Source organism: Humidesulfovibrio sp. (assembly GCF_031082295.1).
GTDB lineage: Bacteria > Desulfobacterota > Desulfovibrionia > Desulfovibrionales > Desulfovibrionaceae > Humidesulfovibrio.
Map to the genome: position 1 here is coordinate 69570 of NZ_JAVHLD010000008.1, position 18267 is coordinate 87836.

Genomic DNA, 18267 nt, shown 5'->3' on the forward strand with positions numbered 1-18267 from the left:
CCGACCCTGCCAGCCCTGCTGGCTCTGGCAGATCCCATGCGCCCGGTGCTTGGCTTATTCTGCCGTGCCCTGAAGAGAAGGCCGCCTGCGACGGATGCGCCCCAAAACCCTGGTGAGGTCGTCAAAGGAGACAGGCTTGGACAGGTAGGCGTCCATGCCTGCGGCCAGGAAGCGCTCCCGGTCGCCTGCCATGGCGAAAGCCGTGAGCGCGATGACAGGAATGTCCTTGATGTGCTGAAATTCCGGGCTGTTGCGCAGGGTCGTGGTGGCTTCAACACCGTTCATGCCTGGCATGTGGATGTCCATAAGGACACAGTCGAACTGCCCCTGGCGCAGATTTTCCAAGGCCTCGACACCACTTGAGGCGCAGGTCACCGTCACGCCCTTGCGTTCAAGGCCGGTGCGCAGGGCCAACTGGTTAATCTCCTCATCCTCCACCAGCAGCACGCGGAGACCTGCCAGGGATACCTCGCCGAGCAACTCCTCCGGCTCGCCTTGAGCAAGGGTCTCCTGCGCGGGTACGTCAAAGGGCAGGACAAACGAGAATGTCGTCCCCTGGCCCACCCCTGAGGAGACGTCGATACCCGGCCCTCCCATGAGCGTCACGAGATGCCGAACAATGGCCAGCCCCAGCCCCGCTCCCTGGTGGTTGCGGCTGAGAGATCCCTCCACCTGGGTAAACATCTGGAAAGCCTGGTCAAGTTTATCAAACGGTATGCCCTCGCCAGTGTCCGAGATCACGAACAGCACCCGACAGCGTGTGGTGGACCGCGGCATGAGCCCCTCCACCTCCATCGATATCTCACCGGACTTGGTGAACTTCACGGCGTTGCCGACGAGGTTGAAAAGCACTTGGCGCAGCCTGTGCTCATCACCGGAAAGATACTTCGGAAGATCCGGATCCACGTGCAGGCGCAACGCTACACCCTTCTGTCCGGCCGGGGCCCGGTACAGGGTTTCAACGGACTCAAGCACATCAGCCAGGGCAAAAGCCTTCAGCTCCAGCTCGAACTTTCTGGCCTCGATGCGCGAGAGGTCAAGAATGTCGCCCAGAAGGTTCGTCAGCCGCTGGCTGGCCTGGATCGCGGCCTGGGCATAGCGCTTCTGCACCTCATCAAGGTCCGAACTGCTCAGCAGCTGGAGCATGCCGACGATGCCGTTCAGCGGTGTGCGAATTTCGTGGCTCATATTGGCCAGGAATTCACTCTTGGCGCGGTTTGCCGCGTCAGCGGCGTCCTTGGCCTCGGTCAGGGCCTCCTCTGCGCGCTTTCGGTCGGAGATGTCGCGGAAAATGCCCTCCACGCCCAGAATGTTGCCAGCCTTGTCGCGATAATACGAGCTGGTTGTGGCGACGAGCAGCACAGAGCCATCCTTGCGCACCAGGGGCACCTCATAGTCGCGCAGCACTCCCTCGGCGCTCAGCTTTTCCAGAAATAACCGACGCCCACCAGGAGTGGCGTAGAATTCCTCGGCCTTATGTCCCAGCACTTCGTCCATGGAGTCATAGCCCAGCAGACTCAGCACCGAGGGGCTGAACATGACCAAGCGGCCCTCTGCATCTGTCCGGTAGTAGGTGTCGTGCATGTTCTGGATGACTGAGCGGTAGCGCTCCTCGCTCTCGCGCAGGTCGCGCAGGAAGAGCAGGCTGTTCAAGGCGTCCTGGATGCGGCCGCCCATGGCCTTGAACAGCGTCCTCTCCTGCGCGGTCCAGGTTCGGGCATGGGAACACTGGTGCAGGCCGAACACCCAGGGTTTGCCGAGTTTGGGGTACAGCGCAACCAGCAGTTGCGACTGAATGGAATACATTTCCTGAAGGTCGGGCAAGAGGGGCATTTCCCCTCCTGGACCGAAGAGGACTGGCCCTTCGGAATTCAGGCATGCCCGGAAGACCTCTTGGCTCACCTCTGTGCTCGGCACGATCTGCTCAGGCTCCAGGATGTCCGCGTAGTCCGGCAGCGTCCGCATCATGGGCACGCTCCATGACGGTGCGTCAGGATCGCAGGGATACAGCAACCAGGCGCGATCAACCATCATGATTTCAAGGACCACATCCAGAGTGTCGCCCATCATCCTTTCAAAATCCGGCGCCTTGCGAATGGCTTGGTCGAGGCGGTCCATACTCTCCAGGTATAGAACGTTGGCCTTGAGGGCATCCTCGGCCCGCTTGCGCTCGGTGATGTCGGTGTGGGTGCCGGCAAGGCGGGTGGGTCTGCCGGAAGAGTCCCGGTCCACAACCCTGCTGCGGGTGAGGATCCACTTCCACTCGCCGGACTTGGCGCGCATGCGGATCTCGAAGGCGTTTGTTTCCGAGGTTGTCAACCTGGACTGCACCGTTTCTGTGATGAGCGAGAGATCGTCTGGATGCAGCAAAGCGGAAAAGCTCTCGAAACCAGCCGGGAACTCGTCCGGTTCATAGCCGAGCATGGTGTAGTAGCGCGGGCTGAAATAGGCCTCACCGGTGTCCAGCCGCCAGTCCCAAAGCCCGTCGTTGGCCGCGTCCAGGGCCAATTGCAGGCGCTCCCGGTTCTGCAGCAAGGCCTCCTCCACGCGCTTGCGTTCGGTGATGTCGGTGAACATGCCGAAACAGCCGATTGACTTGCCGACCTCGTCGTACAGGGCGCTGGCCGAGGCGAGCGTCCAAATCTCCTCGCCGTTTCGCCCCTGGAAGCGCTGCTCGGAACGTCCCGAGGTTCCTGCCGTATGCTTCCCAAGGAGACTGCCGAACGTCTCCCTGTCCTCGGGAAACAGGAACGCCAGGATCTGGCGGCCGAGCATCTCCTCCGGCACATACCCCAGCATATTGGCCATGGTGTCGTTGACGTAGGCGATGGCCGACTGTTCATCCAGCCGGACAATGCCCTCGCTGGCGGTTTCCACCATTGTCCGGAACAGGAGCTCACTCTCGCGAAGGAGTGCGAGGGTTTGCGCAAGCTCCGCTGTTTTCGAGCGCACCCGGCGGCGCAGAACAAGGACAAACAAGGTCAGAGCCAACGCCAGTGCAGCAATGGCGCCGACGATGGTGAGCAGCAGGCCCAGGTCGTACCTGGCGGCAAGGGGCGCCCCCAGCCACTTCTCCTCTATGGCGCGGCTCTCTTCACCCGGGATGGCCGAAAAGCCTTGCTCCACAAGCCTGAGCAGGGGCTCGTCGCCTTTCCGCACGGCCCGGTGGAACTCGCCCGAGTAGAGTACGAAAGCCTGCCGGAACTCGCCTTCCAACTCGTACTTATACAGGTAGTAGAGGGCGGGCGGCGCATCGATGGAGAACACGCGGATGTCGCCAGTACGCGCCGCGTTGATGATGTCCTTGTAGCTGTCATACGCCTTGACGGAATGGATGCCGTATTGCTTCAGGACATCGATGACCGCGTCCCCGGCCTTCACGCCGACGTTGAACCCGCGCAGAGACTGGACGCTGCTGATGCCGCCCAAAGTCTTGTGCACGAAGACAGGCACGTCAAGGCGAGCGTAGGACTTGGTGAAGTCGTATATCTTCGCCCGCTCTTCGTTGAAAAAGATGGTGTCGATGACATCGGCCTTGCCGGCCCTCATGGACTGTTGGGCGTCATCCCAATTCATGGCCTTGAGTTCGACGCGCACGCCCGTTGCCTTCTCCCAGGCCTTCCACTGGTCCACCAGGATGCCCTGAATCTGCCCTTCTTCGCTGCGAAAGATGTAGGGAGGATAGTTGTCGTCCGAGACGACCGTGATGAACTTGGGGCGCTCAACCCCGTAGGGATCATGGTCCGCTTGCGCAGGGCGCACGCCGCACAGGAGCGTCAGCAGGACCACAGCCAGCCACACAGGCGAGAGCATAACCCTCAAGACGCGCTTCAACCGCAGACCGCTCACTTTCCCCCTGAACCGACAAAGTGATTCTTGCTACCGTAGATTTCTATTACAGCTTCCAGGGCAGGAGCAAGAACAATCATTGGCGGGCGGATGCGCAACAGCATCAAAAAAGCCCCCGGAACCGATCCGGCTCCGAGGGCTTTGCTGGCTTGGCAGGGGCGTTGATTATTCGCCGAGGTAGGCCTTGCGAATGTCCGGGTTGGCGAGCAGGGCCTTGGCCTCGTCTTCCATGATGACGTTGCCGGTCTCCAGGACATAGCCGCGGGTGGAGGCCTGGAGCGCCAGGTTGGCGTTCTGCTCAACCAGCACCACGGTCACGCCGTCGGCTTCATTGATCTCGCGGATGATGCGGAAGATCTGCTGCACGATGAGCGGGGCCAGACCCAGGCTCGGCTCGTCCAGCAACAGCAGGCGCGGGCGGCTCATAAGCGCGCGGCCCATGGCCAGCATCTGCTGCTCGCCGCCGGAAAGGGTGCCCCCGTGCTGCCTGCGGCGCTCCAACAGAATCGGGAAGAGCTGGAACACGCGGTTCATGTCGTGCTCGATGCCCGCCTTGTCCTTTCGGAAGAAGGCGCCCATGTCCAGGTTCTCCTCCACGGTGAGGCGCGGAAAGATGCGCCTGCCCTCCGGCACCTGGCACAGGCCGCGGGAAGGCAGCAGGTCCGCCGGAGTGCCGTCGATGCGCTCCCCGTCGTAGTAGATCTCGCCGCCCGTGATGGGCAGCACGCAGGAGATGCTCATGAGCGTCGTGGACTTGCCCGCGCCGTTGGCGCCGATGATGCTGACAACCTCGCCGGGATAAACCTTGAGCGAAATGTCCTTGATGGCGTTGATGCGGCCATACGCCGCCGAGACGTTCTTCAGTTCGAGGATGGGTTGCTGCGTCATGGCCTAGTCCCTCTCCTCGCTGCGCGCGCCCATGCGTTTGGCGGGCCACAGCCCCTTGGGCCGGAAGAGCATCATCAGGGCCATGACCCCGCCGAAGACGAACATTCGATAGAGTTCGAACCCGCGGAAGACCTCGGGCAGCGCGATGAGCGCCAGCGCGCCCAGAATCACGCCGGGGATGGAGCCCATGCCGCCCAGCACGACCATGGCCAGGACCATTGCCGACTCGATGAAGGTGAAGGACTCTGGACTGACGAAACGCATGCGCGCCGCGAAGAAGGCTCCGGCCAGACCGCCGAAGATCGCGCCCAAGGCATAGGCCAGCAGCTTGATGCGCAGGGTGTTCACGCCCATGAGCTCGGCCGCGGTCTGGTCCTCGCGCACGGCCTCGAACGCGCGCCCGATGCGCGAATTGTTCAGGCGGTACACGGCAATCACGGTACACACGGCCAGGGCCAGAATGACGTAATAGAACTGCTCCAGGCTGCCCAGCCAAATGTGGTCGATCTTGCCGTCGGACCACCAGTAGGTTCCCGGAGGCTTGACGCCAAGGATGCCGTTGGGGCCGTTGGTCAGGCTCATCCAGTTGTTCAGCACGATGCGCACGATCTCGCCGAAGCCGAGCGTCACGATGGCCAGGTAGTCGCCTCGCATGCGCAGGGTGGGATAGCCGATGATGCAGCCGGCTATGGCCGAGAACGTGCCCGCGATGGGCAGGCAGAGCCAGAAGGACAGGCCGTAGTGCACGGACAAGAGCGCGTAGGTGTACGCGCCCACGCCGTAAAAGGCGATGTAGCCCAGGTCCAGCAGACCGGCCATGCCTACCACCACGTTGAGGCCAAGGCCCAGGCAGACGTAGACCAGCACGCTGATGGCCACGTCATGGGCGTAGCGTTCCGTGAGAAGCGGGAAGGCCAAGGCACCGGCCAGCACAAGAGACAGCCAGACCCAAGTGGGAACCACCCCCGTGGCCTTGCCCAGGGAGTCGGAGAGCGCCTCGACAGGACGGGACACGAAGCCGAAGACCCCACGCTGCTTGAGCTGCCAAAGGGCAAGAATGATGGCGGCGGCCACGGCCACCTTGGACCAGATGCCGAAGCTTGTGGCGAACTCCAGGCCCTCGGGGGTTATGCCCAGCAGAGGCCACAGGAGCACAAAAAACCAGAGCATGGCCACGGCGTAGCCGAGCCAGAGCTTCCTAGACGCGGGTGTCGTCAACGTTCTCTCCCATGATGCCGGTGGGCATGAAATAAAGCACCCCGATGAGGATGATGAAGGCGAACACATCTTTGTATTCGCTGGAAATATAGCCTGCGGCGAAGACCTCGATCATGCCGATGATGAGCCCGCCGAGCATGGCGCCGGTGATGTTGCCGATGCCGCCCAGCACCGCGGCGGAGAAGGCCTTCACGCCGGGCACGAAGCCCATGTCGTAGCGCACGCTGCCGTAGTACATGCCAACCATGATGCCCGCGGCGCAGGCCAGGGCGGCGCCGATGGCGAACGTCAGGCTGATGATGCGGCTGGAGTTGATGCCCACAAGCGCGCTCATGGTCTTGTCCTGGGCCGTGGCGCGCATGGCCTTGCCGATGCGCGTCTTGAACACCAGGATGTTGAGCCCCACCAGCAGAAGCACGGTGATGCCGACGATGACGATCTGCATGTAGGAAATCACGGCCCCGCCGATCTCGAACCCGCCCTGGACCATTTCGCCGGGGTAGGCGCGGTCGTACACGCCCTGGGTCAGCATGAGGCCGTTTTGCAGAAAGATGGACATGCCGAGCGCGGAAAGCAGCACGGACAGTCTGGAGGAGGAGCGCAAAGGCTTGTAGGCCAGCTTCTCCACGGCCATGGCCAGCAGCGCGCAATAGCCCATGGCCAGCACGAGCGCCACGCTCAGGCAAATGAAGGGCGGATAGCCCTGGCTCACCAGCCAACTGATGAGGATGACCCCCATGTAGCCGCCAGCGGCGAAAATCTCGCCGTGGGCGAAGTTGATGAGCTGGATGATGCCGTAGACCATGGTGTAGCCGAGGGCCACCAGGGCGTAGACACCGCCCAGGGTGATGCCGTTGACCAACTGCTGAAGAAAAAATTCCACGTGTTTATGCGCCTTATGAAAGGCGGGGGCCAAACGACCCCCGCCAGTGCTTTCAGTACGTGCGGGCCGGACTACTTCTTGTAGAGCTCGCCGGTTTCGGGATTCCAGAAGTTGTCGAACTTGCCGTCCTTGACCACCTGGATCACGTAGTTGGAGCCGGAATCGCCGTTCTCCTTGTACTTGATCTTCTTGGAGGCGCCCTCGAACTCAAGCTTCATGAGCTCGGCCTTGACCTTATCGGCGTCGGTGGAACCGGCGGCCTTGACGGCCTTCAGGTAGGCCACGGCGGAATCGTAGGCATAGGCGGAGTAGGCGCCGGGCTCGCCCAGCTTCTTGTAGGCCTCGGCAAACTTCTTGTAGGCCGGGGTCTCCTTGTCGGTGTAGCCAAAGGTAAGGAACACGCCCTCGGCATCCTTCTTGGCCAGTTCCATCAGCTGCGGATGGTACACGGCGTCCTGGGCAAGGATCTTGGTCTTGATGCCCATGCGGGCGACCTGGATGAGCATGGGGGCGGCGGCGGCGGAGTTCTGCAGGCTGACGTAGAAGACGTCGGGCTTGGCGGCCTTGACCTTGGTCAGGACGGCGGAGAAGTCCTTGTCGCCCTGGTTCACGTGCTCGTGGCCCAGCACCTTGAGGCCGGCGGCGGCGGCGAGCTTCTCGACGTTGTCGGCCAGGCCCTGGGAGTAGGTGGTCTTGTCGTCCACCAGGTAGATGGTCTTGGCCTTCAGGTACTCCTGGGTGAACTTCACGGCGGCCTTGCTCTGGTCGTCGTCACGTCCGCAGGTGCGGTACATGTACTTGTGGCCGCTCTCGGTGACCTTCTCGTTGGTGGAGGCCGGGGTCAGCATGAGAATCTTCGCGGCCATGAGGGGCTCCGCAGCCGGGATGGTGGCGCTGGAGCAGTAGGCGCCGATGACGGCAGTGACTTTCTCGTTGATGAGCTTGTTGGCGGCGGCCACGGCCTGGCGCGGGTCGCAGGCGGTATCTTCAGCCTGGAGGGTCACGGGGCCAAGGGGGCCCATCTCGGCGTTCATGACTTCGATGGCGGCGAGAACGCCGTTCTTGATGTCGTTGCCGTCAGCGGCGTACTGGCCGGTCAGGGGGCTCAGGCTGCCGATCTTGATGCCGGCGGCCTTGGGGGCCTCGGCTTTCTTCTCTTCTTTTTTCTCGCCGCCGCAGCCCACGGCCACGAACGAGACGAGCAGTAGCAAGGACAGCAAATATAACGCGCGTTTCATCTCATCTTCCCCCTGTTTGTAGATTTGCTATTGGCCCAGATACGCCTCGATCACCCGTGCATCGCGCTGAATCTCTTCAGGCTTGCCCTGGGCGATCATCACACCGTGATCCAAAACGACAATGTTGCGGCAGATGCCCATGACGACCTTCATGTCGTGCTCAACCATGAGAATGCTGATGCCAAGGGAGCTGATGCGCCCGATGGTGTGCATCAACTCCCGGCTCTCGGCCGGATTCAGGCCTGCGGCGGGCTCATCCAGCAGGAGCGTCTTGGGCTCGCTGGCCAGGGCGCGGGCGATCTCCAGCCTGCGCTGCAGGCCGTAGGCCATGTTCGAGGCCACTTCACCGGCGAAGTCTTCAAGTCCCATGAAGACGAGCGCCTCCATGGCCTTGCCGCGGATTCGCCGCTCCTCCCGCTTTTGAGCCCCTGTGCGCAGAATGGCGCCAAGAACCCCCTCTCGGGTGCGGCTGTGCTGCGCCACCATGACATTTTCCAAAGCTGTCATATTCTGGAACAGCCGGATGTTTTGAAAGGTTCTCGCCACACCCAGGGCCAGGATCTTGTGCGGACGCATCTCTATGAGCGGCTTGCCGTCGTAGCTCACCTGCCCTGCCGATGTCTGGTACACGCCAGTGATCACGTTGAAGACCGTGGTCTTGCCAGCTCCATTGGGACCGATGAGGCCCACGATATCCCCTTCGCTCACGCGGAAGGAGACATCCGTGAGCGCCTGCAACCCGCCGAAGCGCACGCTGATGTCTGAAAGTTCCAAAATTGCCATAAGTGCCGTGGACTATACAGAAGCCCGGCGAATAAAATCAAGCTCGAAGATGACTAAAATGCGTGGCGCATGGACATATCCTTAGCGGCACGTCACTTTTAAGACACGACAGGCACTGGCGCAGAACAATATTCGGCACAAGGTCTCCCACCCCGAGAGCTGCCGCACATGCACTTGCCCGCTGGCCCGATTCCGGCTAAGAGAGCTTTTTACACCACACCAGAAAAGAGACCCCATGACAGACAGACCCATCAAATTTGACCGCAATGACGAGTCCAAGCCACGGCTTACGCCCTTGGAAGACCTCCTCGACCTGGACGCAAAACTCTTGTCCATGGTGGCTCGCCGTTGCCGCATCGTGCAGCGCGCGGCACGAGGCCGCCAGGTGCTCGACCGCGACATGGAGAAGCAGCTCCGCCTGGGCTTCGAGCAGGCCGCAAAGCAGCAGAACCTGGACCCGCGCCTGGCGCGCCAGCTGTTCCCGGTGCTCAACGCCTTTGGCCTGGAGCCCCAGGAAACCCGCCGCTCCTCGGACAAGCCCTTCGCGCTCATTCCGCGCTCCGAACCCGCGGACATCGATATCAAAGGTCCGCGCTCCCTCTCGCGCACGCGCATGCTCGCGGTGCTTGCCGCCGCCACCGGCTCGTCCGTGCGGCTGTCCGGCGTGGTGCTGAACGACCCCCTTGTGGAACTCGTCAAGGCGCTGAACCAGGCCGGAGCGCACCTGTCCTGGACCACGGACGAACTCACCGGCTCTGCCAGCCAGGGCAAGGCGGAAGACTCCCCCCTGCGCTTCGAGGACGTGCTCGTCTTCGCCGGGGAGGAACCCTTCACGCTTTATGTGCTGCTGGCTTTGGCCCTGCGCGAGGCCGGCCGCTCCAAGTTCGCGGGCGGGCCGAACCTCAAGTTTCTCGACCTGCGGCACCTGGACGCCATCCTGCCGCGACTTGGCGCGCGCCTTGCGCCCATGAACCCGCGTTCGCGCGGGCTGCCCGCTCGCCTGGAGTCCGGCGGGCGCATGGCCTCGCGCCTGGAGCTTCTGCCCGAGACCCCGCCCCTGTTCGCCCAGGCTTTGGCGCTGGCCGCCTGGAGCTACCCCGAGGGACTGCGCCTGGTGCTCTCCTCCGAGCCCATCGCCGCCGCCGGTCAGGCCCTTGCCCTGGACGAGGCCGTGGAGACCCTGAACCTTTGCCAGGTCTCCGCTCGGCGCCAGGGCAACGAGTACATCATCCCGTCGTGCAGCCCAAAGGTTCCCGCGGCCCCCGAGCTGCCGCTCGATCCCGCGCTCTCGGCCTACCTGCTGGCGCTGCCCGCGCTGGCCGGTGGCGTCACGCGCCTGGCGGGTCGGCTTGAGCTGCCGCAGTTCGTGCGTGACGACTTCGAGGCCCTGGGCCTTCCCCTGAACATCGAAGCCGCCGTGGCGGAATCGCGCAACGACAGCCTGACCCCCGGAGTAGACCTGTTCATGGGCCGCCAGAGCGAATACCTGCCCCTGGCTCTGGCCCTGGCGGTCAAGGCTGGCGGCGCGCGCGTGATGCTGCCTCTCGACGTGCCCGCTCGCGCCCAGGCCATCGACCTGCTGGAGCGCCTGGGTGTGGAGCACGACTCCCTTGAAGACGCCCTGGTGGTGCAGGCCGGAAGCCTCAAGCCCTGGGAGGGCGTGTGGACCAGCCCTGGCCCGCACTCCACGCTGGCCTTGGCCTTGCTGTCCTTCCTGCGACCCGGCATCGCCATCGACAACCCCGGCGGACTGGCTTTCCTCTGGCCGAGGTTCTGGTCCGTCTACAACGCCCTGCCCGTGGTGCGAGAGCAAGCCCCCGCGCCCAAGGAACCCGAGAAGCATGTCGTCAAGTCCAGAAAACAGCGCGTCCGAGTCTGAGACCATCGCCCTGTGCGAGTCCGAGATCGCCAGCTTCACCGCCCAGCGCGACGACTGCGTGCGCAGGGTGCGTGAGCTCATGGCGGCTGAGGACATGGCCAAGGGCATCTTCCATTCAGAGGAGATTTTCCTGCTCCAGCGCGACAAGCTGCGCCTGGAGGTGGAAATCCAGTTCCGGACGAACAAGATCAACCGCATCCGGAAAGGCTATTCGGACGAGGCTGGCGGCCCCGACGCCGGCGGACTCCTCTTCTAGCCCCGGCAGACAAGCATCCCAAGGAAGCACAAGGAGCACCGTCACATGGCCAAGGCCCGCAACCTTACCCAGAAGATCATCGCCCAGCACCTCGTTTCCGGTAAAATGAACCCTGGCTCCGAGATCGGCCTCAAGATCGACCAGACCCTCACCCAGGACGCCACCGGCACCATGGCCTGCCTGCAGTTCGAGGCCATCGGCATTGAACGCGTGCGCACCGAGCTTTCCGTGAGCTACGTGGACCACAACACGTTGCAGACCGGCTTCCGCAATCCCGACGACCACCGCTACCTGCGCACCATCGCCGCCAAGTACGGCATCGTGTTCTCGCCCGCAGGCACCGGCATCTGCCACCAGCTACACCTTGAGAATTTCGCCAAGCCGGGCAAGACCCTCATCGGCTCCGACTCGCACACCCCCACCGCGGGCGGCGTGGGCAGCCTCGCCATCGGCGCCGGCGGCCTGTCCGTCGCCCTGGCCATGGCCGGAATGCCCTACATGCTGCCCATGCCCAAGGTCGTGCGCGTGCTCCTCACCGGCGAGTTGACCGGCTGGGCCAGCGCCAAGGACGTGATCCTGCACCTGCTGGGTCAGCTCACCGTCAAGGGCGGCGTGGGCAAGGTCATGGAGTTCGCCGGGCCAGGCGTGGCCACGCTCACCGTGCCGGAACGCGCCACCATCACCAACATGGGCGCGGAGCTGGGCGCAACCACCAGCATCTTCCCCAGCGACGCGCAGACCAAGAAATTCCTGTCGCGCATGGGGCGCCCCGAGGACTTCGTCGCAATGGCCGCAGACCCCAAGGCCACCTACGACGACGAAATCGCCATCGACCTCTCGACCATCGAGCCCCTGGCCGCCGCCCCGCACATGCCCGACCGCATGGTGCGCATCAAGGATTTGGCTGGCATGCAGGTGGACCAGGCGGCCATCGGCTCCTGCACCAACTCATCTTACACAGACCTCAAGGCCACCGCGCAGCTGCTCGACGGGAAGCGCATCAACCCCGCCACGGACCTGCTCATCGCGCCGGGCTCCAAACAGGTGCTGAAGCTCCTGACCGCCGAGGGCCTGCTGGACAACCTGCTCGACGCCGGGGCGCGCATCCTTGAATGCGCCTGCGGCCCGTGCATCGGCATCGGCGGATCGCCTGTGTCCAAGGGCGTGTGCGCGCGCACCTTCAACCGCAACTTCGAGGGCCGCAGCGGCACCCAGGACGCCCAGGTGTACCTGGTGAGCCCGCTCACCGCCGCCCAGGCCGCGCTGAACGGCAAGTTCACCGACCCGGCCACCTGGGGCACCCCGCCCAAGAAGGCCGAGCTGCCGAAGAAATCCCCGAGCATCCGCCAGCTCTTCGTCTACCCGCCTGAGAACGGCGCTGGCGTCGAGGTGCTGCGCGGGCCGAACATCGTGGCCCTGCAGCGCTTCGCAGAGCTGCCGGCCGTCATCTCCGGCAAGATCGCGCTAAAGGTCGGCGACAACATCACCACCGACCACATCATGCCCGCAGGCGCACAGATCATGGCCCTGCGCTCGAACATCCCGGCCATCAGCGAGCACGTGTTCACCAAGGTGGACCCGGACTTCGTCAGCCGCATCAAGGAACTCGGCGGCGGGTTCATCCTGGGCGGCGAAAACTACGGCCAGGGCTCCAGCCGCGAGCACGCGGCCCTGGCGCCGCGCCACCTGGGCGTGCACGCGGTCATCGTCAAGAGCCTGGCCCGCATCCACCGCGCCAATCTGGTCAACTTCGGCATCCTGCCGCTCATCCTCGTCAACAAGGACGACTACGAGACGCTGGACCAGGGCGCGGAGCTCGCCATCAACGCCAAGGATATCCGGCCGGGCAAGCCTGTGGAGGTTCTGGTGGGCGGTTCCACCAAGGTCATGGTGACAAATGATTTGACGGACCATGAGCTGAAGATTATCCAATCGGGCGGACTGCTGAACACCGTGCGCGCCACAAAGAGCTAACGCTCAGGCATATCAGAACAATCGGAGAGATCATGCTCGAAATGTTACGTAGAAACGCCGGAAGCTGGGGCATCAAGATCGCTTTTGGCATCATCATAGTGGTCTTTGTCTTCGCCTTCGGCATGGGCAGCTTCACCGACAAGAAGGAGCCCGTGGTGGCGTATGTGGGCGGCGAGCCCATCAGCGCCCGCGAATTCCAGAAGGCCTATGAGGACGCCATCACGGCCATGCGCCGCCAGAACCCCGGCATTTCCGCCGAGGAACTGAACACGCCGCAGTTCAAGCAGGCGATTCTTGGCCAGTTGGTGAACACGAAGCTGCTGCTCGGCGCTGCCGCAAAAATGGGCATCACCGTGTCCGAGGCCGAACTGCGCGCCTTCATCAGCAGCATTCCAGCCTTCCACAACGCCCAGAACACCTTTGACCAGGGCATCTACAAGAACGCACTGGCGCAGAACAACTCCAACCCCCTGCGCTTCGAGGCCGAGGTCAAGAACAATCAGATTATCCAGAAGCTCCAGGGCTACACCACCATCTCCGCCCTGCTCACTGAACCGGAGGGAAAAGGCCTGTACCAGTGGGCGCGCGAAAACGTCCGCATGGATTACGTGCTCTTCGCGGCCAAGGACTTTGAGGCCCAGGTGAAGCCCACGGACAAGCAGATCGCCGACCAGTACGAGGCGACCAAGGACAAATACAAGGAACCCGCGCGCATCCGCCTGGAGTTCCTGCCCATCACCGTTTCGGAGTTGGCCGCCACCGTGAAGGTCAGCGACGAGGACGCCAAAAAGAACTACGACGCAAACGCCGAGAGCTTCAAGCACCCGGCGCAGATGCAGGCGAAACACATCCTGCTCATGGTGCAGCCCTCCGCGCCCAAGGAAGTCGCCGAGAAGGCCCTGGCGCAGATCAAGGACATCCAGGCGCAGCTCAAGAAGGGTGCCAGCTTCGATGCCCTTGCCAAGAAATACTCCCAGGACCCCGGCAGCGCGGCCAAAGGCGGCGAGCTGCCCTGGTTCTCCCAGGGCGCAATGGTCAAGCCCTTTGAGGAAGCGGCCATGGCCCTCAAGCCCGGCCAGATCAGCGAGCCGGTGCGCACCCAGTTCGGCTGGCACCTGATCAAGCTCATGGGCAACCGCCCGGCAGGAACGGTGCCTTTCGATCAGGTCAAGGAAGAGATAAAGAAGCGTCTGGCCGAAGAAAAAGCATCTGAGAAAAGCAACGAAATCCTGGACCAGAGCATGGACCAGATCGCTGCCGGCGTGAAGCTGGCGAAGATCGCCCAGGGCCTGGGCCTCAGCGTTCGCAAGAGCGAACCCATGGACCAGCAGGAGATCCAGAAGCAGTTCGGCCTCAAGAAGGAAGCCGTGGACACCCTGTTCACCCTGGCTGACGGCAGCGGAGCCAAGACCCCCCTGTCCATGGAAGGCGGTCGCGGGTACCTGCTGGCAGAAAAGATTGACGGCACCCCCGAAGCCATCCTGCCTCTCGACAAGGTTCGTGACAAGGTAGTGGCCGAGATCAAGAGCATGGAAGCGCGCAAGCTGGCCATGGAAAAAGCCCAGAAGGTGCTGGCCGGACTGCAGAACCCTGAGACTCAGGCGCAGACCCTGGCCTCGGTCAAGGCCGAGTTCAAGACCACCCCGCCGCTGGATCGCCAGGCCGCCGTGGCGCAGACAGGCGGAAACATGCAGCTGCTCGCCGACATCTTCGCCGCCGCCGACACGAACTGGCTGAAGCAGCCTTACGAGATTCCTGCGGGCGTGGCCCTGGCTCGCCTGGCCGAGCGCATCCCCGCTCCCGAGGCCGATTGGGAGAAGGAGAAGCGCGTCTGGATCAGCCAGGGTGCGCAGGCCTTCAGCCAGGAGCTGTTCAATGCGCTGCTGACCAACCTGCGCGAGAGCGTCAAGGTGGAGATTGTGCGCCAGGATCTCCTCAACTAGCCAGCTCCCTTACCAAAGAGAAAAAAAGGGGGAAGCCGCAAGGCCTCCCCCTTTTTTTCTGCGCAAACAGCTTGCGGCAGTGCATTGTCCTAACGTGGGCCTGCCCCATGATTTTCCTTGCGCCCCCCCTCTCCGACACTGGCGCTCATTGCCGTGGCCGCGCGAACGCCTTCGGTTCACGCTCCAGGGCTTGCACTGGTCCCCAGCCAACGACTGTGGTCCACAGAGCGAGCCTCGCCACGGCCAAGGACTGTTCGGCTGCCGCAAAAGAGAAGGGGGAAGGCCCGCGAGCCTCCCCCCTTGTTTGGGCGGTGTTGCTGTTGCGCTTTAGGAAGACTTGAGCGTCACGATGATGGTGCGAAGCTGGGCCGCCATGTGCGCCACCTCGCCGATGGCCATGACCGACTGCGCCATGCCTTCTGCTGTCTCAGCGGCCACGCGGTTCACCTCTTCAATGGCCGAGCTGATCTTCTCGGACACGCCGGACTGCTCCTCCGCCGCGCCAGCGATGAGCTGCACCATATCGGCGTTGGTTTTGGCGATGACCACGATCTCGTCCAGAGCCTTGGCCGACTCGTCCGAGTGGCTGGTGGCCTCGCCGATGGCCTGGGCGGCCTTGTCCATGCTCTCGATGTTCTTGCGGCTGGAGTCTTGGATGGCGCGGATGTTTTCGCCCACTTCCTTGGTGGCGCCCATGGTCTTCTCGGCCAGCTTGCGCACCTCGTCGGCCACGACGGCGAACCCGCGCCCGGCGTCTCCGGCCCTGGCAGCCTCGATGGCGGCGTTCAGGGCCAGCAGGTTGGTCTGGTCGGCAATGTCGTTGATGACGTTCATGACCTGGCCGATAGCCTCGGCCTGCTTGCCAAGCTGCTGCATGTTCTCCTTAAGCTGCAGGGAGATGGAGTTCACATGGCTGATGGCCAGTTGCGAGCGCCGCACAACGTCCGCGCCCCCGGCGGCCTTGACCTTGGCGGTATCCGAACTTCCGGCAACCTCCCCGGCTTGGCGCGCCACGGAAATCACCGAAGCGTTCATCTGTTCCATGGCCGTTGCGGTCTCGCCAACGCGGTCGCGCTGCAGGTCCATGCCCCGGCTCATGACCTCCACCTGGGAGGAGAGTTCCTCGGAGGAGGAGGTGATGCGCTCGACGATCTCCTCAAGCTTTCCGGCAGCGTCGAGCATGCCCTCGCGCTTGGCCGACTCGGCCTGAAGCTTGGCCTCGAGGGCCTCCTGGGTGGCCAGCTCGGCCTCCCTTGCCTTCAAATCGGCCTGGGAGCAACTGGTCTCGGCCTCCTGTATCTTGGCCTTGAGATTCTTGGCCATGACGCGCAGGGACTCTGCCAAGATATGGGTTTCATCGTTGGAGGTCACGTTCAGTTCATCGTCCAGGTTGCCCGCGGCAACGTGGTTGGCGAAGTCGATGGTCTGGAGGATGGGCCTCACCAAAGCCTTGGAGAAGTAGTAGCCCAACACCAGCATGAGGAGGCCCACTAGAATCGTGGAGGTCAGGGTGGTGATGTTTGTTTCTGAAAGAACTCGCTCAATGAATTCACGGCGCTGGCCGATGAAGAACATGCCCGCGGCCTTGCCATGCACGTCTATGACTGGCCAATAGGCGGTGTTGTAGTCCGCCCCGAGAATCACATTGCGGCCGATGAAGCGCTGCCCCTTCTGCAATACTTCCTCGAGCACCTTGGGATTGTCCATCTTGGTGCCGACAGCGCGCTTGCCCTCCTTCACGATGGTGGTGGAGATGCGCGTGTCGCCCTGGAAGATGGTGCATTCCAGCTCAAGATTCTTTTTTACCTGATCCACAAAATGGTCGCTGGAGAGGGTGAAACCCGGCGTGATGCAGCCGATAATGGTATCGCCTCGCTCGACAGGAACCCCTGCGCGCAAAGAGAACGCAACCACAGTGCCCTGCTCCACGCCAACAGTGGTCTTGCCCTTGAGCGCCTGCTGGACGTTGACCTGCTTGGCCACGCTGTCGCCGACCTTGTCAGAATGCCCGCGCGCGATGCACACGCCATCAGCGTCCGAAATAGTGATGGATTCAAGCCCCGTCTCTTCCATGACCTTCTTGGCGTACTTCTGCAGCCAGGCGGTATCCCTGGCGGCGATTCTGCTGACCACCTCAGGGTTTGTGGCCATGTGGTAGCCGCTTGCGGTCAGGGTTTTCTTCATCTCCTCAAACTGCGCCATCACCAGATCAGCGCGGCTGCTGATTTCCCTGATGTTCTGCTCGTCGAGCATCTTGTTCAGGAAATAGCGGTTGGAGAGATAGTTGCCGCCCCCCACCAGCATGACGGCGACAAACACAAGACCAGTAATTTTTTTTAACAAAGTTAGTCGCATAAGACCTCCGGTCAGAGCTTTGGGCTGTGTTGGCTAGAATAATAGTATCTCACCGCGCGAGATAGTGCAATATTTCACATACGCCCCAAGTGATTGAATCCACTACCACTGACATCGTAGCAAGCCCAACACTTATCGACCCACCTACAGGCGAACGTTAGAGAATAATATAAATAATCGCGCTGTCGCTTGACATTCGTGGCCCCTGCAATCCATTGCAGATAAGTCATTTTGCACACGCCACGGGAGCACGGTATGCAAACCGAACTCGTCTTGTTCATCCCCGCCGCCCACACGGCCGCCCTCTACCCTTTTTTGGAGCGGGCCTCCCATGGCCGGGCAAAGCTGCTGCGCGACAAGCCCAGGCCCTGTCTGCGGCTCGCGGATCTGCGCTGTCTTAACCTGGCTCTGCACGGTTCGGGCGAGCATGTGCGCACCCCTTTGGTGTTCCCCTTCGTGCGCACGAACAACTTCAACTTCGAGCCCCAAGCCCGCGCCGTCCACATGGTTTCCGGGGCGGACTGGCTTGTTCTCGGCGGCAAGGGCGACGACCTGGAGGCTTTCGTGACCGAGGCCCTGGAGGCCAGGGTGCGGGATGGGGAGCAACCCAAGGTGCGCGTTGTCCCCTTCGCCACCCTGCAAGGCCCCTTGTCCCAAGAGCCAAAGGAAGGCGACATATCCTTCGTCCTGCGGAAAAACCCAAAAAACTTCAACCAGCCCACCTGGATGGAGTGTGTAGATAAACTGCTCACCCTGCCAGAGGAGCGCTGGCATGAGGTGGGCATCTCCAACACCTCGGATCTGGTGCACGTTTTCGACGACGCCCTGGCGCGCCTGGCGCCTCCCTCGCCCCGGCTGATCCTGGACCTGGGCTGCGGCCTTGGGCAGATCACGCGGACCATGGCCCTGCGGCACCCCGAAGCCAGGGTTGTCGGCATCGACGCCAGCGCAGAGGCCATCGCGGTGGCGACCCAGGCCTAAAGCTGCCGAACCTGAGCTTC

Annotated in this window: 12 protein-coding genes; 5 read left to right on the plus strand and 7 right to left on the minus strand. The window is 62.7% G+C overall.

What is annotated here, in order from left to right; translation table 11 throughout:
- Positions 1 to 54: 54 nt before the first annotated feature.
- The 6 genes from RDU24_RS06605 to RDU24_RS06630 all read right to left on the minus strand — a co-directional run bounded on the left by RDU24_RS06605 (position 55) and on the right by RDU24_RS06630 (position 8859).
- Positions 55 to 3813 (minus strand): PAS domain S-box protein, encoded by a 3759-nt coding sequence (locus RDU24_RS06605; RefSeq protein WP_308734957.1) that lies wholly within the window; start codon positions 3811 to 3813, stop codon positions 55 to 57.
- 201 nt (positions 3814 to 4014) lie between these two features.
- Positions 4015 to 4737: an ABC transporter ATP-binding protein gene (locus RDU24_RS06610; protein ID WP_308734958.1), complete on the minus strand. Its 723-nt coding sequence runs from the start codon at positions 4735 to 4737 to the stop codon at positions 4015 to 4017.
- 3 nt (positions 4738 to 4740) lie between these two features.
- On the minus strand, positions 4741 to 5955 hold the full coding sequence (locus RDU24_RS06615; protein WP_374989743.1) for an ABC transporter permease subunit: 1215 nt from the start codon (positions 5953 to 5955) through the stop codon (positions 4741 to 4743).
- The gene (locus RDU24_RS06620; RefSeq protein WP_308734959.1) at positions 5936 to 6838 is read right to left on the minus strand and encodes a branched-chain amino acid ABC transporter permease; all 903 of its coding nucleotides are present in this window, start codon (positions 6836 to 6838) and stop codon (positions 5936 to 5938) included. The genes RDU24_RS06615 and RDU24_RS06620 overlap by 20 nt, the downstream gene beginning before the upstream one ends.
- Before the next feature lie 71 nt (positions 6839 to 6909).
- Positions 6910 to 8076 (minus strand): branched-chain amino acid ABC transporter substrate-binding protein, encoded by a 1167-nt coding sequence (locus RDU24_RS06625; protein WP_308734960.1) that lies wholly within the window; start codon positions 8074 to 8076, stop codon positions 6910 to 6912.
- A 27-nt stretch (positions 8077 to 8103) separates the two neighbouring features.
- Positions 8104 to 8859, minus strand: a complete 756-nt coding sequence (locus RDU24_RS06630) for an ABC transporter ATP-binding protein (RefSeq protein WP_308734961.1) — start codon at positions 8857 to 8859, stop codon at positions 8104 to 8106.
- 235 nt (positions 8860 to 9094) lie between these two features.
- Between RDU24_RS06630 and RDU24_RS06635 the strand changes: the two genes are divergently transcribed.
- From RDU24_RS06635 to RDU24_RS06650, 4 genes are read left to right on the plus strand one after another with little or no spacing between them, the layout of a single operon-like run.
- A complete protein-coding gene (locus RDU24_RS06635; RefSeq protein WP_308734962.1) occupies positions 9095 to 10738 on the plus strand; it encodes a hypothetical protein in 1644 nt (547 codons plus the stop codon).
- Positions 10701 to 10994 (plus strand): hypothetical protein, encoded by a 294-nt coding sequence (locus RDU24_RS06640; protein WP_308734963.1) that lies wholly within the window; start codon positions 10701 to 10703, stop codon positions 10992 to 10994. Before RDU24_RS06635 ends, RDU24_RS06640 begins: the two co-directional genes overlap by 38 nt.
- A 45-nt stretch (positions 10995 to 11039) precedes the next feature.
- Positions 11040 to 12968, plus strand: a complete 1929-nt coding sequence (locus RDU24_RS06645) for an aconitate hydratase (RefSeq protein ID WP_308734964.1) — start codon at positions 11040 to 11042, stop codon at positions 12966 to 12968.
- A gap of 32 nt (positions 12969 to 13000) precedes the next feature.
- Positions 13001 to 14911, plus strand: coding sequence for a SurA N-terminal domain-containing protein (locus RDU24_RS06650; RefSeq protein ID WP_308734965.1), 1911 nt, complete (start codon positions 13001 to 13003; stop codon positions 14909 to 14911).
- 327 nt (positions 14912 to 15238) lie between these two features.
- Here the strand turns inward: RDU24_RS06650 and RDU24_RS06655 are convergent, their stop codons facing one another.
- On the minus strand, positions 15239 to 17266 hold the full coding sequence (locus RDU24_RS06655; protein ID WP_308734966.1) for a methyl-accepting chemotaxis protein: 2028 nt from the start codon (positions 17264 to 17266) through the stop codon (positions 15239 to 15241).
- Between the two features lie 255 nt (positions 17267 to 17521).
- Between RDU24_RS06655 and RDU24_RS15960 the strand changes: the two genes are divergently transcribed.
- Positions 17522 to 18247 carry a class I SAM-dependent methyltransferase gene (locus tag RDU24_RS15960; protein WP_374989744.1) on the plus strand — a complete coding sequence of 242 codons (726 nt, stop codon included), beginning with the start codon at positions 17522 to 17524 and terminating at the stop codon, positions 18245 to 18247.
- Positions 18248 to 18267 lie beyond the last annotated feature (20 nt).

Excerpts from the sequence above, each read along its gene's own strand:
- RDU24_RS06605 (WP_308734957.1), bottom strand. The coding sequence starts at position 3,813 with ATGCTCTCGCCTGTGTGGCTGGCTGTGGTCCTGCTGACGCTCCTGTGC.
- RDU24_RS06610 (WP_308734958.1), bottom strand. The coding sequence starts at position 4,737 with ATGACGCAGCAACCCATCCTCGAACTGAAGAACGTCTCGGCGGCGTAT.
- RDU24_RS06625 (WP_308734960.1), bottom strand. The coding sequence starts at position 8,076 with ATGAAACGCGCGTTATATTTGCTGTCCTTGCTACTGCTCGTCTCGTTC.
- RDU24_RS06630 (WP_308734961.1), bottom strand. The coding sequence starts at position 8,859 with ATGGCAATTTTGGAACTTTCAGACATCAGCGTGCGCTTCGGCGGGTTG.
- RDU24_RS06635 (WP_308734962.1), top strand. The coding sequence starts at position 9,095 with ATGACAGACAGACCCATCAAATTTGACCGCAATGACGAGTCCAAGCCA.
- RDU24_RS06640 (WP_308734963.1), top strand. The coding sequence starts at position 10,701 with ATGTCGTCAAGTCCAGAAAACAGCGCGTCCGAGTCTGAGACCATCGCC.
- RDU24_RS06645 (WP_308734964.1), top strand. The coding sequence starts at position 11,040 with ATGGCCAAGGCCCGCAACCTTACCCAGAAGATCATCGCCCAGCACCTC.
- RDU24_RS06650 (WP_308734965.1), top strand. The coding sequence starts at position 13,001 with ATGCTCGAAATGTTACGTAGAAACGCCGGAAGCTGGGGCATCAAGATC.
- RDU24_RS06655 (WP_308734966.1), bottom strand. The coding sequence starts at position 17,266 with ATGCGACTAACTTTGTTAAAAAAAATTACTGGTCTTGTGTTTGTCGCC.
- RDU24_RS15960 (WP_374989744.1), top strand. The coding sequence starts at position 17,522 with ATGCAAACCGAACTCGTCTTGTTCATCCCCGCCGCCCACACGGCCGCC.